We start from the raw sequence: 311 nt of genomic DNA, 5'->3' as shown, positions 1-311 counted from the left end.
CATCTGACTTTTAATCAGAGGGTCGAAGGTTCGAGTCCTTCATGGCTCACCATTTGTCTTTTTGCGGGTGTGGCGGAATTGGCAGACGCGCTAGACTTAGGATCTAGTGTCTTACGACGTGGGGGTTCGAGTCCCTTCACCCGCACTTTATTTACAAAGTGCACGCAAATTGGTTTTACTAGGTTAAGAGCCTGCTAAACCAGCATAAACACAATTTCATGATCACGCGGTCGTGGCGGAATGGCAGACGCGCTAGGTTGAGGGCCTAGTGGGTGAATAACCCGTGGAGGTTCAAGTCCTCTCGGCCGCAT

2 tRNA genes are annotated in these 311 nt (G+C 50.8%); both read left to right on the top strand.

The window, feature by feature from the left end:
* Positions 1-63 precede the first annotated feature (63 nt).
* Positions 64-145 (top strand) — tRNA-Leu (locus LNN34_RS13725).
* 81 nt (positions 146-226) lie between these two features.
* Positions 227-310: transfer RNA gene (locus LNN34_RS13720), tRNA-Leu, on the top strand.
* Position 311 lies beyond the last annotated feature (1 nt).

Origin of the sequence: Bacillus sp. AF23 (assembly GCF_020861455.1) — a bacterium.
GTDB classification, from domain to species: Bacteria; Bacillota; Bacilli; order Bacillales; family Bacillaceae; genus Bacillus; species Bacillus halotolerans.
This window is presented reverse-complemented; position numbering and strand designations above follow the sequence as displayed.